The organism is Streptomyces sp. NPDC048111 (assembly GCF_043202815.1).
Taxonomy (GTDB): Bacteria; Actinomycetota; Actinomycetes; order Streptomycetales; family Streptomycetaceae; genus Streptomyces.
In genome coordinates this window covers 90,048-104,008 of sequence record NZ_JBIDBD010000010.1, presented here as the reverse complement: position 1 = coordinate 104,008, position 13,961 = coordinate 90,048, and the positions used below count along the sequence as shown (strand labels likewise).

Below are 13,961 nucleotides of genomic sequence, written 5' to 3'. Positions count from 1 at the left end.
GGGGCGTGGTCAGCCCTGCTGGGGGTGGTGGGCCGGGATCTCGGGGAGCTTGCCGGTGGTCTCGTACGCGGTGAGCATCTCGATGCGCCGGGTGTGACGCTCCTCACCCGAGTACGGGGTGGCGAGGAAGATCTCGACGAACTTCGTCGCCTCCTCCTCCGTGTGCATCCGGCCGCCGATGGAGATCACGTTGGCGTCGTTGTGCTCACGGCCGAGGGCCGCGGTCTGCTCGCTCCAGGCCAGCGCCGCACGGACGCCCTTGACCTTGTTGGCGGCGATCTGCTCGCCGTTGCCGGAGCCGCCGATCACGATGCCGAGCGCCTCCGGGTCCGCGGCCGTCCGCTCGGCGGCCCGCAGGCAGAAGGGCGGGTAGTCGTCCTGGGCGTCGTAGATGTGCGGACCGCAGTCCACGGGCTCGTGGCCGTGGGCCGTGAGCCACTCGACGAGGTGGTTCTTGAGTTCGAAGCCGGCATGGTCGGAGCCGAGGTACACGCGCATGTACCCGAGTGTGGCATGCGCGGGGCTGGGCAGGGCTGAGCGGGGTGAGGACTTTGGTCCCGTCTAACGATCCGGATTCAGGCCTTCCGTCCCGAAGCGGACCAGGTTTGAATACCCGGGCTCGTAACCCGAGTGCTCCGTAGACGTAAGGAAGCGTTCATGACCTCGCAGCCGTCCCTTGCGAAGGAAGACCGCCTGCCCGGTGAACCCGGTGATTCGCAGGTGCCCGACAGCGGCCTCAAGGCCGGTCTGAAGAACCGCCATCTGTCCATGATCGCCATCGGTGGCGTGATCGGCGCCGGCCTGTTCGTGGGCTCCGGCTCCGGCATCGCCGCGGCCGGCCCCGCCATCCTGCTCTCGTACGCGCTCGTCGGCGTCATGGTCGTCTTCGTGATGCGCATGCTGGGCGAGATGGCCGCGGCGCGCCCGTCGTCGGGCTCGTTCTCGGCGTACGCGGACCGCGCGCTCGGCCGCTGGGCCGGGTTCTCGATCGGCTGGCTCTACTGGTTCTTCTGGGTCGTGGTGCTGGCGGTCGAGGGAACGGCCGGCGCGAAGATCCTGCACGACTGGGTGCCCGGGGTCCCGCAGTGGGGCTGGGCGCTCATAGTGATGGTGGTCCTGACCGCCACCAACCTGGCCTCCGTCTCCTCCTACGGCGAGTTCGAGTTCTGGTTCGCCGGCATCAAGGTCGTCGCCATCGGCGGCTTCGTGATCATCGGTCTGCTCGCCGTGTTCGGCGTGCTGCCGGGCTCCGACAACCCGGACGCCGGGTTCGCGCACCTCACGGACGCGGGCGGGTTCTTCCCCAAGGGCTACGGCGCGATCCTCACCGGTGTCCTGATGGTCGTGTTCTCCTTCATGGGCTCCGAGATCGTCACGCTCGCCGCCGGTGAGTCCGAGGACCCGCGGCGTGCGGTGACCAAGGCGACCAACAGCGTGATCTGGCGCATCGCGGTCTTCTACCTCGGTTCGATCTTCGTGGTGCTCACCCTGCTGAAGTGGAGCGACCCCTCGATCGTCGCGGACGGCTCCTACGTCGCGGCCCTGAAGACGATCGGCATCCCGCACGCCGACCAGATCATGAACGTGATCGTCCTGACGGCGGTCCTGTCCTGCCTCAACTCCGGTCTGTACACGGCCTCCCGCATGGCGTTCTCGCTCGGTGAGCGCGGTGACGCGCCGAAGTCCTTCGCCCGCACCAACAAGCGGGGCGTGCCGCAGGTCGCGATCCTGTCGTCGGTCGTCTTCGGCTTCGTGGCCGTGTTCTTCAACTACAAGTGGCCGGACACCGTCTTCGCCTTCCTGCTCAACTCCTCCGGCGCCGTCGCCCTGTTCGTCTGGCTGGTCATCTGCTTCACCCAGCTGCGGATGCGCGGGATCATCCTGCGCGAGCAGCCGGAGAAGCTGACCGTGAAGATGTGGGGCTTCCCCTACCTCACCTGGCTGACGATCGGGATGATCTCCTTCGTCCTCGTCTACATGCTGTTCGACGACTCCGGGCGCGAGCAGGTGCTCCTGTCGCTGCTCGTCGCGGCGATCGTGATCGTGATCGCGGTGGTGAAGGAGAAGGTGCTGGCCCGGCGCGCTCCGGCGGGCAGCGGCGTGCGGGACGACGTCACCCCGGTGTAACCGTCGAGGCGTCCGTCCCTCCGCCGTTCGCTACCGGGCCGCGAGACCGTCGCCGCGTACGCACGCGTATGCGGCGGCGGTCTCCCGGCCCGTGCGGTCACCGCAGGCCGAAGCGTTCGGCCCAGGCGGCCACGTCGGCGGTCGTCGCGTTGCCGCCGCACACCACCAGGCCGAGCCTGGCGCCCTCACCGACACGTTCCACCACCCGGCGCGCCCCGGGCAGCAGGCAGCCGGCGGCGGGCTCGGCCCAGACCTTCGCGTGGTCGGCCAGGTCGAGGGTGCCCCGCACGGCCTCGGCGTCGGTCACCGTGATGACGTCGGTGACCAGCGCCGAGACATGCTCGTAGGTGAGCGCCGAGGCACTGGGGGCACTCAGCGTCGAGACCACCGAGGACAGTTCGACCGGCACCGGCCCGCCGGCGTCCAGGGCCTCCCCCATGGCTCGCGCGCCCTCGGTCTCCACACCCCAGATCCGTACGCCGGGGCGGAGCCCGTGCAGTGCGGCTGCGACGCCGGAGATCAGCCCCCCGCCGCCGATGCTGACCAGTACGTCCGTCAGCTCTTCCGCGTCCTGCGCGAACTCCAGCCCGACCGTGCCCTGGGCGGCGATGACGACGGGGTCGTCGAAGGGGTGGACCAGGGTGAGTCCCTTGGTCGTGAACTCGTCCACGAGGGCGAACGCGCCGTCCATGGTGTCGGCGAGGACGACGCTCGCCCCGGCGGCCTCGGCGGTCTCCACGGCGCGGCTCGGGGCGGACCGCGGCATCACGACGGTCGCCTCGATACCCAGCGCGCCCGCCATGACCGCCACCGCGACGCCGTGGTTGCCGCCGCTCACCGCCACGACCCCGGCGGCATGTTCGGCCGCACTCAGCCCGAGCAGCTTCGCCGTCGCTCCGCGCGCCTTGAACGAGCCGGTGCGCTGGAGGAGTTCGAGTTTCGCGGTGACCTGCGCGCCGAGCAGCGCGGACAGCCCGGGGCTCGGGACCGTGGGGGTCCTGATGACGTGGCCGGCGATCCGCTCGGCCGCGGCTTCCACGTCCGCGACAGTGATCAGCACGTGCACCTCCGTTGCGAGATCCGGCCCGCGATGACCGGACCCCCATCATCCCTGGGCGCGCCGCGGTGGCCCCGGCGGGTTCGGCGTCCGTGAATTCCTGCTCGCCCCCGGACGAGAAAGGGGCCCGGCGTGTGCCGGGCCCCTGTCGTGTGGTGCGTGCGTGCCGGGCGTCAGCCGCGGCGGCCGAGGAGCTTCCAGGCGCTGGGCAGGAGGCCCATCGCGAGCGCGGCCTTGAGGGCGTCACCGAGCAGGAAGGGGGTGAGCCCGGCGGCGACCGCGGCGCTCAGCGACATGCCGGTCGACAGCGCAAGGTAGGGCACGCCCACCGCGTAGACGACCGCCGAGCCGAGCACCATCGTGCCCGCGGTGCGCCAGACCGAGCGGTCGGCGCCGCGGCGGGCCAGCGCGCCGACGACGGTGGAGGCCAGCAGCATGCCCAGCACATAGCCGAACGAGGCGCCGCCCGCGCCCGAGGTGCCGTTCGCGAACCACGGCATCCCGGCCATGCCGACCAGGGCGTAGAGCGCGAGCGAGAGGAAGCCCCGGCCGGCGCCGAGGCCCGCGCCGACGAGCAGGGCCGCGAAGGTCTGGCCGGTGACCGGAACGGGCGAGCCGGGGACCGGCACCGCGATCTGGGCGGCGAGCCCGGTCAGCGCGGCGCCGCCGACGACGAGCGCGATGTCCCGCGTGCGCGAGGCGGGCAGCAGGTCGGCGAGGACCGATCCGGTACGGGGGGCGGCGGACGCAGTGCTCATCGGAACTCCGGCAGGTGGTGGGGCAGCGGGACGTGCTGGGGACACCGTGACGTTAGCCCACTGAATCTCGCTGGATCACCAGCAGCCGCCCACAAAGCGGGTGTTGAAGCCTTGGTGGGGTCCGGACAAAGAGCGGGATCCATGCGCGCGCCGAGGTGACCCTCGTCACTACGCCGAGCTGCTCGACTGCCCCTTTTGCGCCCGGGGTCGTGCCTCGGCGAGACTGTAGGTTCCCCATAAACCGAAAGTTACGAGCGCCATGCACGACTCCTTGCCCGCGGAGCCCCTCTCGCACGGGCTGAAGCAGCGCCATCTGACCATGCTCGGCCTCGGCGGGGTGATCGGCGCGGGGCTCTTCGTGGGGTCGGGCGCGGGGATCGCGGTGGCGGGCCCCGGCATCGTCGTCTCGTATCTGATCGCGGGTGCGATCGCGATGCTGGTGATGCGGATGCTGGGTGAGATGTCGGCGGCGATGCCGGCCTCGGGTTCGTTCTCGGTGCACGCGGAACGGGCGCTCGGCCGCTGGGCCGGCTTCAGCGTGGGCTGGCTGTACTGGTTCCTGCTCGTGGTGGTGCTCGCCGTCGAGGCGACCGGCGCCGCGAAGATCGCGAACGGCTGGGCGCCCGGGGTTCCGCAGTGGGCCTGGGTGCTGATCTTCATGGTGGTGTTCACCGGCGCCAACCTCGCGGCGGTGAAGAACTTCGGCGAGTTCGAGTTCTGGTTCGCCGCCCTGAAGATCTTCGCGATCGTCGCCTTCCTGGTGCTCGGACTCCTCGCGATCCTCGGGGTGCTGCCCGACACCTCGGCGGTGGGCCTCGCGAACCTGACCGGGCAGGGCGGCTTCCTGCCCGCCGGGGTGAGCGGGGTGGTCTCCGGGGTGCTCGCGGTGATCTTCGCGTTCGGCGGCCTCGAGGTCGTCACCATCGCCGCGGCCGAGTCGGACGACCCCGCCCGCGCGGTGGGGCGCGCGGTGCGCAGTGCGGTGTGGCGCATCCTCTTCTTCTATGTGGGCTCGATGCTGGTCATCGTGACGCTGCTGCCGTGGACGTCGATGAAGCCGGGCCAGAGCCCGTACGTCGCCGTTCTGGACGCGATCGGCATCCCCTCGGCCGGCCAGATCATGAACATCGTGGTGTTCGTGGCGCTGCTCTCCGCCCTGAACGCCAACCTCTACGGCTCATCCCGCATGATCTTCTCGCTGGCCGAGCGGGGCGAGGCGCCCGCGGGGCTGCTGCGGGTCTCGGGCGGCGGGGTGCCGCGCCGGGCGGTGCTCGCGTCGGTGGCGTTCGGGTTCGTCTCCGTCCTGCTGAACCTGAAGTGGCCGGATTCGGTCTTCCTCTACATGCTCAACGCGGTCGGCGCGGTGCTCCTGTTCGTGTGGGCGCTGATCGCCCTGTCGCAGTTGCGGCTGCGCCGGCGCATCGAGCGCGAGGCACCCGAGACGCTGACCCTGCGCATGTGGGCCTTCCCCTACCTGACCTGGACGGCGCTCGCCGCGATGGCCGCGGTGCTCGTCCTGATGCTGTTCGACGACTCCGCCCGGCCGCAGGTGCTGTGGTCGGCGGGGGCGACGGCCGCGGTCCTGGCGGTGGCGGGCGTACGAGAGGTGCGGGCCCGGCGCGCGTGAACGCCAGGTGAACAAACCGCGCCCGTCTCTTCACAGTGTGTGAGTCAGGTGTCCGCATACCGGTCAGGTGTTCCCTCCCAGCGGGGCCGCCCTAAGACTGTGGGCTCCGTGCCGCCGACCCGGTGGATCAGCTACTGAACAGGGCCTGCCCATGTCTCGGACGACCACGCCCGCGCCGGACGACACCCGGCACTCGACCGACTCGCCGCTCACCCACGGCCTCAAGCAGCGCCATCTGTCGATGATCGCCCTCGGCGGCGTCATCGGCGCCGGCCTGTTCGTCGGCTCCGGCACCGCCATCGCGGCCGCCGGGCCCTCGATCATCCTGGCCTACGCGATATCCGGCGCCCTGGTCATGCTCGTGATGCGCATGCTGGGCGAGATGTCGGCGGCCAACCCCGCGTCGGGCTCCTTCTCGGTGCACGCCGAGCGGGCGATCGGCCCCTGGGCCGGCTTCACCGCGGGCTGGGCCTTCTGGTTCCTGCTGTGCGTGGCGGTCGGCCTCGAAGGGATCGGCGCCGCGGGCATCGTGCACGGCTGGCTGCCGGGCGTGCCCGAGTGGGCGCTGGTCGCCGTGTTCATGCTGCTGTTCTGCGGCACCAACCTGGCCGCCGTGAAGAACTTCGGCGAGTTCGAGTTCTGGTTCGCCGCCCTGAAGATCGGGGCGATCGCGCTGTTCCTGGTGATCGGCGTCCTGGCGATCACGGGCGTCCTGCCCGACACGAGCGCGCCCGGCCTGACCAACCTCACCGGCCAGGGCGGCTTCATGCCCAACGGCAGTGAGGGGCTCATCGTCGGACTGCTCGCCTCGGTCTTCGCGTACGGCGGTCTGGAGACGGTCACCATCGCGGCGGCCGAGTCCGAACACCCCGTCGAGGGCGTGGCGAAGGCCGTGCGCACCGCGATGTGGCGCATCGCGATCTTCTACGTCGGCTCGATGGCGGTCGTCGTCACGCTGCTGCCGTGGACGGCCAAGGACATCGCCACCAAGGGCCCCTACGTCGCCACGCTCGACCAGCTCGGCATCCCGGCCGCGGGCCAGATCATGAACATCGTGGTGCTGGTCGCGCTGCTCTCGGCGATGAACGCCAACATCTACGGCGCCTCGCGCATGGCCGGCTCGCTGGTCTCGCGCGGCCAGGGGCCCAAGGTGCTCGGCAAGGTGTCGGGCGGGGTGCCGCGGGTGGCCGTGCTCACCTCCTCCGCCTTCGGCTTCGTCTGCGTGCTGCTGAGCTACTGGCGGCCCGACGACATCTTCCAGTGGCTCCTGAACACCATCGGCGCGATCATCCTGGTCGTCTGGTTCTTCATCGCGGCCTCGCAACTGCTGCTGCGCCGGCGCATCGAGCGCGAGGCGCCGGAGAAGCTCGTCGTGAAGATGTGGCTCTACCCGTGGCTGACCTGGCTGGCGCTGCTCGGCATGGCGGTGGTCTTCGTCCTCATGGCGCGCGAGGACGGCACACGGGTCCAGCTCTACTACACGGGCGGCCTCACCCTGGTGCTCGCGATCATCGGCTACGTCCGCCAGCGCACCTCCGCGCAGGCCCCCCTCGACGCCTGACACCCGTCCGCCGCACCGCCCACCACTCCGCTCGACCGTCCTGCGTCCTCGGCCTACGCCCGGGGACGCAGGACTTTTTACTGAGGCGACCCTTACCTGCGCGAGCACATTGCTGCTGATAGCGTGCACTTGCACATCAGTTGCAATAAGCACGTGCGGTGAGCAGTCAGCATGTGCGGTGAGCAGTCGGAGGGCTCGGACATGGCCATGTACACGCTTCCTGAACTTCCGTACGACTACGCGGCGCTAGAACCCGTCATCAGCCCGGAGATCATCGAGCTGCATCACGACAAGCACCACGCGGCGTACGTGAAGGGCGCGAACGACACCCTGGAGCAGCTCGCGGAGGCTCGCGACAAGGACGCCTGGGGCTCCATCAACGGGCTGGAGAAGAACCTCGCGTTCCACCTCTCCGGGCACATCCTGCACTCGATCTACTGGCACAACATGACGGGTGACGGGGGCGGCGAGCCCCTGGAGAAGGACGGCACCGGCGAGCTGGCCGACGCCATCGCCGAGTCCTTCGGCTCCTTCGCCAAGTTCAAGGCCCAGCTGACCAAGGCCGCGGCCACGACGCAGGGTTCGGGCTGGGGCGTCCTCGCCTACGAGCCGATCAGCGGACGCCTCGTCGTCGAGCAGATCTACGACCACCAGGGCAACGTGGGGCAGGGCTCGACCCCGGTCCTGGTCTTCGATGCCTGGGAGCACGCCTTCTACCTCCAGTACAAGAACCAGAAGGTCGACTTCATCGAAGCGATGTGGCGGGTCGTCAACTGGCAGGACGTGGCGAAGCGTTACCTCGCCGCCAAGCAGGCCGGCAACAACCTGATCCTGGCCCCGTAGCACCCCGCGCCGCTTCGGCGCGCCCCGGCGTCCTGCTCGTGATCGTCTTCTCACCCTTCACGTGCGGGCGGCAGTAAGTGGCCGGACCCCGCGAGGACATGACTCGCGGGGTCCGCCCGCATCCCCACCCGGCCCGGCCCCGGCGCCCCCACCTCGCCCGCCCAGCCCTTGCCAGCACCGGTGGCCTCGGCCCGGCCTGCGCAGTTCCCCGCGCCCCTAAGGGTGTTCAACTTCGCGGGACCGGTCGCCTCGGCCCTCTCTGCGCAGTTCCCCGCGCCCCTGGCAGGGCTGGTCCTGGCAGGACCGGTTGCCTCGGCCCCCTCTGCGCAGTTCCCCGCGCCCCTGAGGGTGTTCGACTTGGCAGGACCGGTCGCCTCGGCCCGACCTGCGCAGTTCCCCGCGCCCCTGGCGGCGTTGGCCCCGGCGGGACCGGTTGCCTCGGCCCCCTCTGCGCAGTTCCCCGCGCCCCTGGCGGGGCTGGTCCTGGCGGGGGTGGGTGCTCTGTCCGCGGCGGGGGGACGTGAGGGGCGTCCCAGCCTGTCCGGCGATTGAGGACGAGCGCCCTTCAGGCGCGATCGGGGTCTGGGGCGGAGCCCCAGGATCCTGTGCCTCGGCCCCCCAACCCCCGGAGGGTTTCGGGAAGGGGCGGGGTGGGGCATCCCGGGGTCTGGGGCAAAGCCCCAGTGACCCGGCACCCCATCAGCCCCAGCCCCGCAGGGCTAAACCCCGCACCCCATCAGCCCCAGCCCCGCGGAGCGCACCCCCTCAGAGGTTCCCGAAATCCGGCCCCTTGGTGCGGCTGCGCTTGAGTTCGTAGAACCCGGGGGTCGCGGCGACGAGCAGCGTCCCGTCCCACAGCCGGGCCGCGTCCTCGCCCCGGGGGGCGGGGGTGACGACCGGGCCGAAGAAGGCGATCTGCTCACCATCGGCCCCCGGCACCGCGATCACGGGCGTCCCGACGTCCTGGCCCACCTTGTCGATCCCCTCCTTGTGGGAGGCCCGCAGCTGGACGTCGTAGGTGTCCTGGTCGGCGTAGTCGATGAGCCCGGCCGGCAGCCCGACCTCCTTCAGCGCACCGGCGACCGCCTCACGCGTGACGCCGAGACCCTCGTTGTGGATCCGGGTGCCGAGCGCGGTGTAGAGGTCACCCACGACCTGCTCGCCGTGCAGTTCGCGGGCCGCGACCACCACGCGCACCGGCCCCCAGGCCTTCCCGCCGGGCCGCATGTTCTCGGCGTACTCCTCGGGCAGCTCGTCGAGCCGGTCCTCGTTGAGCACCGCGAGGCTCATCACGTGCCAGCGCACCTCGACGTCGCGGACCTTCTCGACCTCCAGCATCCAGCGCGAGGTCATCCAGGCCCAGGGGCACAGGGGGTCGAACCAGAAGTCGACGGGGGTCTTGGCTGACTCGGACATGTCTCTCCTCGGGCAACGGCGGGCAACGGCGGGCAACAGCGGCAAGCGACATCGGACGGACGCCGGCGGACCGGCGTCCCTACGGCGGAACACCGCCGACCGCCGAAAGCATTCCGCCACCCGCCCGTTCCGGCCGTCCGGCTTCCCGCTCGGTCCCCGCCGCGGCGGCATGGGAGGATCGAGGTCGTTCGAACGAGACACGAAGGAGTGCCCGTGCCCGGTGAGAATCTGTCCCGCGACGAGGCCCGCGAGCGGGCCGAACTGCTGTCCGTCGAGGGCTACGACGTCTTCCTCGACCTGCGGTCCGCGGTCGGGGACGCCCCGGACGGGCCCCGCACGTTCCGGTCCCTGACCACGATCCGCTTCCGCTCCTCGCGCCCCGGCGCCGCGACGTTCGCCGACCTCATCGCCCCGTCGGTGACCTCGGTGACGCTCAACGGCCGCGAGCTGGACCCGGCCAAGGTCTTCGACGGCAACCGGATCGCCCTGGAGGACCTGGCCGCCGACAACGTCCTCGTGGTGGACGCCCAGTGCGCCTACAGCAGGACCGGCGAGGGCATGCACCGCTTCGTCGACCCCGAGGACGGCGAGGTCTACCTCTACACGCAGTACGAGCCCGCCGACGCCCGCCGGGTGTTCGCGAACTTCGAGCAGCCCGACCTCAAGGCCCGCTACGTCTTCGAGGCCCAGGCCCCCGAGGGCTGGACGGTGTGGTCCAACGGCGCTGGCGGCCAGGAGGCCGACCGGGTGTGGCGCTTCGCGCCGACCGAGCCGATCTCCACGTACATCACCTGCGTGGTCGCGGGCCCCTACCACTACGTGACCGACTCCTACACGCGGACCTTCGACGACGGCCGCACCCTGGAGATCCCGCTCGGCGCGATGTGCCGCAAGGGCCTGGCCCGGCACTTCGACGCGGACGACATCTTCCTGGTCACCAAGCAGGGCCTGGACTTCTTCCACGACCACTTCGACTTCCCCTACCCGTTCGGGAAGTACGACCAGGCGTTCGTGCCGGAGTACAACCTGGGCGCGATGGAGAACCCGGGCCTGGTGACGTTCCGCGAGGAGTACATCTACCGCGGCAAGGTGACCCAGGCCGCCTACGAGCGCCGGGCCAACGTCATCCTGCACGAGATGGCGCACATGTGGTTCGGCGACCTGGTCACCATGGTGTGGTGGGACGACCTGTGGCTGAAGGAGTCCTTCGCCGACTTCATGGGCTCGTTCTCGCAGGCCGAGGCGACGCGCTTCACCAACAGCTGGGTCACCTTCGCCAACAACCGCAAGGCGTGGGCCTACCGGGCCGACCAGCTGCCCTCCACGCACCCGATCACGGCCGACATCCGTGACCTGGAGGACGCCAAGCTCAACTTCGACGGGATCACCTACGCCAAGGGCGCCTCGGTGCTCAAGCAGCTCGTCGCCTACGTCGGCCGGGACGCCTTCCTCGAAGGGGCCCGGCGCTACTTCAAGCGGCACGCCTACGGCAACACCCGCCTCGGCGACCTGCTGTCGGTCCTCGAAGAGGTCTCGGGTCGCGACATGGCGACCTGGTCGCGCTCCTGGCTCCAGACGGCCGGCGTCAACTCCCTGACTCCGGTGGCCACTTACGATGCCGGCGACCGCATCACGGAGCTGGCCGTGGTGCAGGAGGCGGCCTCCTCCCACCCGGAACTGCGCCCGCACCGGGTCGCGGTGGGTCTGTACCGCAACGAGGCCGGCACGCTGGTGCGCTACGCCCGCGCCGAGGCCGATGTGCAGGGTCCGCGCACCGTGGTGGCCGAGCTGGCCGGGTCGCAGCGGCCCGACCTCATCCTGGTCAACGACGACGACCTGACCTACTGCAAGATCCGCTTCGACGAGAACTCGCTCGCCACCCTGCGCGCCCACCTCGGCGACATCGGCGACCCGCTGGCCCGCGCGCTGTGCTGGTCGGCGCTGTGGAACCTGACGCGTGACGCGCTCATGCCCGCGCGGGACTTCGTGGCGCTGGTCCTCGCGCACGCGGGCCGCGAGTCGGACATCGGCGTGCTCCAGATGCTGCACGCCTGGGCCCAGTCGGCGGTCACGCACTACGCGGCGCCGGCCTGGCGCGAGGAGGGCGGCCGGCTGCTCGCCGAGGGCGCCCTGAACGAGCTGCGGCGCGCGGAGCCGGGCAGCCAGCACCAGCTGACCTGGGCCCGCTTCTTCGCGGCGACGGCCACCACCGACGCCGACTTCCAGCTCCTGCGGGGCCTGCTCGCGGGCACGGCCAGGATCGACGGCCTGGACGTGGACCAGGAGCTGCGCTGGTCGCTGCTCGAACCGCTGGCCTCGCACGGCGTCGCGGACGAGGGCGTGATCGACGCGGAACTGGCCCGCGACGACACCGCCTCCGGCAAGCGCCACCACGTGCGCTGTCTGGCGGCGCGCCCGTCGGCCGCGGTCAAGGCGCAGGCCTGGGCCCAGGTCGTCGAGTCGGACGCGCTGTCCAACGCACTGGTGGAGGCCACCATCGCCGGCTTCAACCAGCCCTCGCAGCGCGCGCTCACGGCCCCGTACGCCCCGAAGTACTTCGAGGTGATCGAACGGGTGTGGGCCGAGCGGTCGATCCAGATCGGCATCGACGTGGTCAAGGGCCTGTTCCCCGGCCTCCAGGACGACGAGACCACCCTGACGGCGACCGACGCGTGGCTCACCACCCACGAGGACGCGCCCCCGGCCCTGCGCCGCCTGGTCCTCGAAGCCCGCGACGACCTGTCCCGCACCCTGCGCGGCCAGGCCTGCGACGCGGCGTCGGCAACGGTCTGAGCACGCCTTCGGGGGGCCCGGCGACGGGCCCCCTGATCGGCACTCGAACGCCCGTACTTTAGGACGGGGTTGTCCGGGTTTGTCGACGGGCGTGTAACAGCGGTTAGCGGGCGGTCCGGTTGCGGAAAACCCTGCGGCATGAACCACAACACCCCGCTCTCCCCCCGCCCCCTGAGCCACCTCACCGATGTGCAGCGGCGCGTGCTCTGCGCCAACCAGCTGCGCGCGCACGGGGTTTCGGCCGCCCGGACCGCCGCCCAGTGCCGCCCGGGCGGCCCCTGGCAGCAACTGCTGCCCGGGGTGTACGTGCTGCACCCGGGCCCGGTCACCAGCGAGGAGCGGCTGCACGCCGCGCTCCTGTACGCGGGGTGGCCGGCCGGCGGGCGCGGCAAGGCCATCCCGGTCCAGGGCCAGGGGCGCGACGAGCCGCCGGCGGCCGTCGTGACGGGGTTCGCGGCGCTCGCCATGCACCGCTTCTCCGCCGCTCCCCCGCTGCTCTCGCTCGACCGGATCGACGTCCTGGTGCCGCGCACCCGGCGGCTGCGCTCCACCGGTTTCGTCCAGCTCGTGCGGGCGCAGGTGATGCCGGGCGCGCAGCTGATCTCGGGGGTGCCGGTGGCCCCGGTGCCGCGGGCGCTGGCCGACGCGGTCGCGGTCCTCGACGACGCCGAGGTGGTGCGGCGGCTGCTCACCGAGGCGGTGCGCTGCGGGCACACCGAACCGGCCGCGATCGTCGGGGAGTTGACGCAGGCCCGGCTGCTGTCGCTGCCCCATGTGGTCGACGCGGTGGACGCGCTGCTCGCCGAGGGGCGTTCGATCGCCGAGGATCGCCTGTACGCCCTCGTGCGCGACTTCGGCCTGCCGGACCCGCTGTGGAACGTGGACCTGCGCCTGCCCGGCGGCCCGCACCTCGGGGGTCTGGACGCGTACTGGCCCGAGCAGGCGGTGGCCGTCGAGCTGGACACCCGCGCCTCGCGCCAGGACGACGACGCCCTCTTCTCCGAGTGCGCCCGCAAGCGCGAGGCGCTGGAGCGGCTCGGGATCACCGTCGTGCACCTCACCCCGAAGAAGCTGCGCGACGGCCTGGAGCAGCAGGCGGCCGTGGTGCGGACCGCGCTGATGGCGTCCGCCCAGCGCGAGCCCGCCGCCTATGTGGTGGTGCTCCCGCGCTGACGCCGGCCGTGGGGGGGGGGGGGGGGGGGGGGGGGGGGGGGGGGGGCGCCCCCCCCCCCCCCCCCCCCCCCCCCCCCCCCCCACGACCCGGACTCCAGCTTCAGCCCGCGACCGGATCCGCCTTGCCCGTGGCGGGCCGGGTGCGCCACAACTGCACGCCCACGTCGACCAGTTCGACCCGCTCCAGATCCGGGACGCCGTCCAGCGGGTGCCAGGCGGCCAGGTCGGTGGAGCCGTTGGTCTCGTGGCGCAGTTCGCCGCCGGTGATCCGGCCCTCGTACACGATGCGCAGCCCCTGGAAGTCGGCGAAGCGGCCCAGTGTGCGCGGGTAGCGCCGGTTGATGGAGTCGATGCCGAGCAGCCGGACGGGCTCGACCGCGTAGCCGGTCTCCTCGTCGACTTCGCGCACCACGGTGTCGAGGGGGTCCTCGCCGTGGTCCATGCCGCCGCCCGGCAGCGTCCACCGCTTGGTGCCGTCCCGGGCCACCCAGCGGGCGAGGAGGATCTCCCGGACGCCTCCGGTTTCCCGTACGCATACGGCGTAGGCCGCCACCCGCAACTCCGTGTTCATTTGGTGAGATTACGGGTCGGCGTGCGCGGGCGCCG

The 13,961-nt window shown here is 71.4% G+C and carries 11 protein-coding genes; 6 read left to right on the top strand and 5 right to left on the bottom strand.

The annotated features are described in order from the left end of the window. Positions 1-9 precede the first annotated feature (9 nt). Positions 10-498: a ribose-5-phosphate isomerase gene (locus tag ACGF3I_RS18710; RefSeq protein WP_393133341.1), complete on the bottom strand. Its 489-nt coding sequence runs from the start codon at positions 496-498 to the stop codon at positions 10-12. Positions 499-657: 159 nt separating this feature from the next. Here ACGF3I_RS18710 and ACGF3I_RS18705 point away from each other — a divergent pair, with 159 nt between their 5' ends. Then, positions 658-2,127 (top strand): amino acid permease, encoded by a 1,470-nt coding sequence (locus ACGF3I_RS18705; protein WP_393133339.1) that lies wholly within the window; start codon positions 658-660, stop codon positions 2,125-2,127. Positions 2,128-2,224: 97 nt separating this feature from the next. Here ACGF3I_RS18705 and ACGF3I_RS18700 read toward each other — a convergent pair whose 3' ends face one another. Continuing rightward, a complete protein-coding gene (locus tag ACGF3I_RS18700) occupies positions 2,225-3,184 on the bottom strand; it encodes a threonine/serine dehydratase (protein WP_393133516.1) in 960 nt (319 codons plus the stop codon). 173 nt (positions 3,185-3,357) lie between these two features. Then, positions 3,358-3,942: a biotin transporter BioY gene (locus ACGF3I_RS18695; protein WP_393133337.1), complete on the bottom strand. Its 585-nt coding sequence runs from the start codon at positions 3,940-3,942 to the stop codon at positions 3,358-3,360. A 259-nt stretch (positions 3,943-4,201) separates the two neighbouring features. On the opposite strand from ACGF3I_RS18695, the gene ACGF3I_RS18690 reads away from it, so the two are divergent. The 3 genes from ACGF3I_RS18690 to ACGF3I_RS18680 all read left to right on the top strand — a co-directional run bounded on the left by ACGF3I_RS18690 (position 4,202) and on the right by ACGF3I_RS18680 (position 7,973). Further along, positions 4,202-5,569: an amino acid permease gene (locus ACGF3I_RS18690; RefSeq protein WP_393133335.1), complete on the top strand. Its 1,368-nt coding sequence runs from the start codon at positions 4,202-4,204 to the stop codon at positions 5,567-5,569. 151 nt (positions 5,570-5,720) lie between these two features. After that, the gene (locus ACGF3I_RS18685; RefSeq protein WP_393133333.1) at positions 5,721-7,130 is read left to right on the top strand and encodes an amino acid permease; all 1,410 of its coding nucleotides are present in this window, start codon (positions 5,721-5,723) and stop codon (positions 7,128-7,130) included. Positions 7,131-7,331: 201 nt separating this feature from the next. After that, the gene (locus tag ACGF3I_RS18680; protein ID WP_393133331.1) at positions 7,332-7,973 is read left to right on the top strand and encodes a superoxide dismutase; all 642 of its coding nucleotides are present in this window, start codon (positions 7,332-7,334) and stop codon (positions 7,971-7,973) included. A gap of 765 nt (positions 7,974-8,738) precedes the next feature. Here ACGF3I_RS18680 and ACGF3I_RS18675 read toward each other — a convergent pair. Beyond that, a complete protein-coding gene (locus ACGF3I_RS18675) occupies positions 8,739-9,389 on the bottom strand; it encodes a DsbA family protein (protein WP_393133329.1) in 651 nt (216 codons plus the stop codon). 213 nt (positions 9,390-9,602) lie between these two features. On the opposite strand from ACGF3I_RS18675, the gene pepN reads away from it, so the two are divergent. After that, the gene (gene pepN / locus ACGF3I_RS18670) at positions 9,603-12,182 is read left to right on the top strand and encodes an aminopeptidase N (RefSeq protein WP_393133327.1); all 2,580 of its coding nucleotides are present in this window, start codon (positions 9,603-9,605) and stop codon (positions 12,180-12,182) included. Between the two features lie 138 nt (positions 12,183-12,320). After that, complete coding sequence (locus ACGF3I_RS18665) at positions 12,321-13,355, top strand: hypothetical protein (RefSeq protein ID WP_393133325.1); 1,035 nt, start codon at positions 12,321-12,323, stop codon at positions 13,353-13,355. Between the two features lie 100 nt (positions 13,356-13,455). Here ACGF3I_RS18665 and ACGF3I_RS18660 read toward each other — a convergent pair whose 3' ends face one another. Continuing rightward, complete coding sequence (locus tag ACGF3I_RS18660) at positions 13,456-13,926, bottom strand: NUDIX hydrolase (protein ID WP_393133323.1); 471 nt, start codon at positions 13,924-13,926, stop codon at positions 13,456-13,458. Positions 13,927-13,961: the final 35 nt, after the last annotated feature.

What these genes read in the sequence shown, in the direction of transcription:
- ACGF3I_RS18710 (WP_393133341.1), bottom strand. Translation starts at nt 498, where the DNA reads ATGCGCGTGTACCTCGGCTCCGACCATGCCGGCTTCGAACTCAAGAAC.
- ACGF3I_RS18705 (WP_393133339.1), top strand. Translation starts at nt 658, where the DNA reads ATGACCTCGCAGCCGTCCCTTGCGAAGGAAGACCGCCTGCCCGGTGAA.
- ACGF3I_RS18695 (WP_393133337.1), bottom strand. Translation starts at nt 3,942, where the DNA reads ATGAGCACTGCGTCCGCCGCCCCCCGTACCGGATCGGTCCTCGCCGAC.
- ACGF3I_RS18690 (WP_393133335.1), top strand. Translation starts at nt 4,202, where the DNA reads ATGCACGACTCCTTGCCCGCGGAGCCCCTCTCGCACGGGCTGAAGCAG.
- ACGF3I_RS18685 (WP_393133333.1), top strand. Translation starts at nt 5,721, where the DNA reads ATGTCTCGGACGACCACGCCCGCGCCGGACGACACCCGGCACTCGACC.
- ACGF3I_RS18680 (WP_393133331.1), top strand. Translation starts at nt 7,332, where the DNA reads ATGGCCATGTACACGCTTCCTGAACTTCCGTACGACTACGCGGCGCTA.
- ACGF3I_RS18675 (WP_393133329.1), bottom strand. Translation starts at nt 9,389, where the DNA reads ATGTCCGAGTCAGCCAAGACCCCCGTCGACTTCTGGTTCGACCCCCTG.
- ACGF3I_RS18665 (WP_393133325.1), top strand. Translation starts at nt 12,321, where the DNA reads ATGAACCACAACACCCCGCTCTCCCCCCGCCCCCTGAGCCACCTCACC.
- ACGF3I_RS18660 (WP_393133323.1), bottom strand. Translation starts at nt 13,926, where the DNA reads ATGAACACGGAGTTGCGGGTGGCGGCCTACGCCGTATGCGTACGGGAA.